This is a genomic window from Hephaestia sp. MAHUQ-44 (genome assembly GCF_023806085.1).
Classification (GTDB): domain Bacteria; phylum Pseudomonadota; class Alphaproteobacteria; order Sphingomonadales; family Sphingomonadaceae; genus Sphingomonas.
Map to the genome: position 1 here is coordinate 1 of NZ_JAMSLX010000032.1, position 3057 is coordinate 3057.

2 protein-coding genes are annotated in these 3057 nt (G+C 64.3%); both read right to left on the minus strand.

What is annotated here, in order from left to right; genetic code table 11:
- The coding region (locus tag NFE57_RS16495; RefSeq protein ID WP_252136684.1) for a GumC family protein at positions 1 to 2189 on the minus strand (2189 nt) is incomplete at its 3' end.
- A 30-nt stretch (positions 2190 to 2219) separates the two neighbouring features.
- The gene (locus NFE57_RS16500; protein ID WP_252136683.1) at positions 2220 to 2915 is read right to left on the minus strand and encodes a polysaccharide biosynthesis/export family protein; all 696 of its coding nucleotides are present in this window, start codon (positions 2913 to 2915) and stop codon (positions 2220 to 2222) included.
- Positions 2916 to 3057: the final 142 nt, after the last annotated feature.

The window sequence follows — 3057 nt, forward strand, 5'->3', positions numbered from 1 at the left end:
TCGCTGCCATATTGGTAGTAATTATATCCGTAGTGTGCGTAAGGGCTGCTGGTTTTCTTGGGGTCGAACTTGGTGAGGACGGCGCCGAGGAGGTTGGCGTGGCCGGTATTGAGGCGGCGGAGTGCGGCCTTAGTGGCGCCTCTGTGGCCACGGCTGGCTTCGATCACGAACACGGCATTGCCGACGATCGAGGCGATCAGCGGTGCGTCGGCGAGGCCGAGCACCGGCGGGCCGTCGAAGATAACGACATCGAACATGCGCTTCAGTTCCTCGAGCACTGCGATCAGCCGGGGGCCACCGAGCAGTTCGGTGGGACTGGGCGGGATCGGGCCGGCGGGAATGAACGACAGATTCTCGATCTCGGTGGCGCGGATTACCGAGCTGATCTCGCGCTGAGAGGTGAGGAGATCCGACATGCCGTCGTCATTGGGCAGCCCGAACGCACGATGCTGGGCCGGGCGGCGCAGATCGACATCGACCAGCACCACCCGCTTGCCGAGCTTGGCGAGACCCAGCGCCAGCGCATAGCTGGTCGTTGACTTGCCCTCGCCCGCTTCGCTCGACGTCACGAACAGCACTGGCGGCATCCCCTCGGGGGTTGCGTAGAGCAAGGCGGTCCTGAGCGAGTTGTACGCCTCGGCCACCGCCGAACGCGGCAGCGCCAGTTCCTCGCGCAGATCGTCGCTGGTGCTCACCGGGATCGCGCCGAGCGTTGGGAGATCGAGCTTGCGTTCGACATCCTCGGGCGCACGGATCGCATCGTCGAGCTGTTCGCGCACGAACACCACCACGCCTGCAACCGCAACCCCGCTCAGCAGTGCCAGTACCAGGTTGAGCAGCAACCGCGGTGACGACGGCTTGATCGGCGCGTTCGCCTCATCGATCACCGAGATATTGCTCGCCGTGATCCCGGAGGCCGCGCTGACTTCCTTGTAGCGCTGCAACAGCCCGTCATAGAGCGTGCGATTGGTGTCCGCCTCGCGCGCCAGGATATTGTAGCGCACCGAGCGATCCTGCTCGGTCAGCGTTGCACCCTTGAGCTGGTTGACCTGCGCCTCGAGCGAGCCCTCCTGCAGCCGCGCGCTTTCATATTGCTGATGGATCGATTGCCGGATCGCGGTTGCGATCGTCTGGAGCTGCCCGTTGATCTCGTCGACCTGCGCCTTCAACTGCTGCACCGTCGGATACGCCTCGAGATGCTTGGCGCGCTCCTGGCTCAGCGCCGCGGTCGCCAGGGCGCGCTGGTTGAGCAGATCCTGGATCGCCTTGTTGGCGAGCACATCGGGGATGCTCAGCAACGGCGTCTTTTCGATCGCGCGCCACTTCTCTTCGGCCGCGATCCTATTTGCGGTTGCCTGGTTGGTCGCCTGGTTGAGTTGGATCAGCGACGCCGTCGTCACCGAGCCGGCGCCCGTTGTCGTGGTGCCGTCAACATTGGTCTGTGCGGTCTTGATCAGCCCGGCGGCGCGCGCATAATCGTTCAGGTCACGCTCGGACTGTTCGAGCTTCGCTTTGGCCTCGCCCAGTTGCTGCGCCAGAAAATTGCGCGCGTACGATGTGCTGTTGAACTTGCGCTGCAGATTGTTCTTGATGAACTCGCTCGTATAGGTGTTCGCAATCCGCGTCGCGAGCGTCGCGCTGGCGCTCGTGAATGAAACGGTCAGTACACGCGAATCGCGCGGCAAGGTTACGCCGAGATTGTCCAAAATCCCCTCGGTCACCGCGTCACGCAACTGCTTGTCACGCGCTCTCCCCGGTTCGGGATCGGGCACCGCCAGGTTCATCGCCTCAAAGAACGCCTCGCCCTTGAACAGCCCCAGCGCTTGCGCCACGCGCTCGGCCATCGCCCGGCTCTTGAACACGTCGATCTGCGTTTGCAAAAACCGGTCTGCATCCTGATACGACGCTACCGGCTGGACATTCTGGTCGGTCCCCAGCACCTGATCGGCTTCCTGGTCGATCTGCACGCTCGCCGACGCCGTGTAGCGCGGCGTCATCAGCATCGTCGCCACCAGCCCCAGCACCAGCGCCGCGGCCACGACCCCGCCGATGATCCACAGGTTGCGCCGGAAAATCAGCCACAGCGCCCGGAAGTCGACCAATCCGTCGCGGTCGACATGCGCGTCCTCATATGCCCCGCCCTCAAGCGTTGGCGACCGCTGCATCGTGTGCATCGTGGCACTGTCCATCGTCACCAAAAGGCCCTTACCACGCTGACATCAAAAATATTGGAAGGCATAGAGAAGCGGCCCCATCTTCAGGAAGTCGCGGAACACGCCCTTCAGCGCGTCGAACCCGACCACGATCACGTCGCCGCCCAATATCTCGGGGTCGGCCGCGCGCCCCTCGCGGATCGCCTTTACGTCGAACACCGCCCCCGCGCGCCGGCCTTCGATATTGCGGAAGATCACCACCTGGTCGAGCTTCGCCACATCGGTCGGGCTCTGCGCCTGCGCCAGCGCCTGCAACAAGGTCGAGCGGCCGTTGATCGCATACACGCCGGGTTGGCCGACATTGCCTTCCACCGTCACGTTCTGCGACACCGACGATGCCACCGTCACCGACACCTGCGGGTTGACCAGGTACTTCGCTCCCAGCTTCGCCGCGATCTCGTCCGACAACTCGGCGGCCGTCGCGCCTTCCGCACGCACCGTGCCAATCAGCGGCAGCGACACATTGCCCGAGGCATCCACCGACAGCGTGTCGAAGCTCAGATCCTCCTCCTGGAACACCGTCACCTTCAACACGTCCAGCGCCCCGATCCGATACGCCGCAACCGATGCCCCCGCATCCGGCGCCGGAATCACCCCATAGGCCGCACCACCCCGCGGCAACGTCTCGCCCGCACGCATCCCGTTGCACCCCGCGCACAGCACGGTCAGCACCGAGGCAATCGCCACGCGCCGCAAAACCATCAACCGCCAACTCCTTCCGCAGAGCGCCGTACCCGCAAAGCCCGTCCCCGAACCCCACCCGACAGCAGACCGCCAAACAGCCCGGCCATCACACCCAGCGACAGCGACCGCATCGGATAATCAACCAACGAATGCAACAGCA

Coding starts and splice junctions, on each gene's coding strand:
- NFE57_RS16500 (WP_252136683.1), bottom strand. CDS start 2,915: ATGGTTTTGCGGCGCGTGGCGATTGCCTCGGTGCTGACCGTGCTGTGC.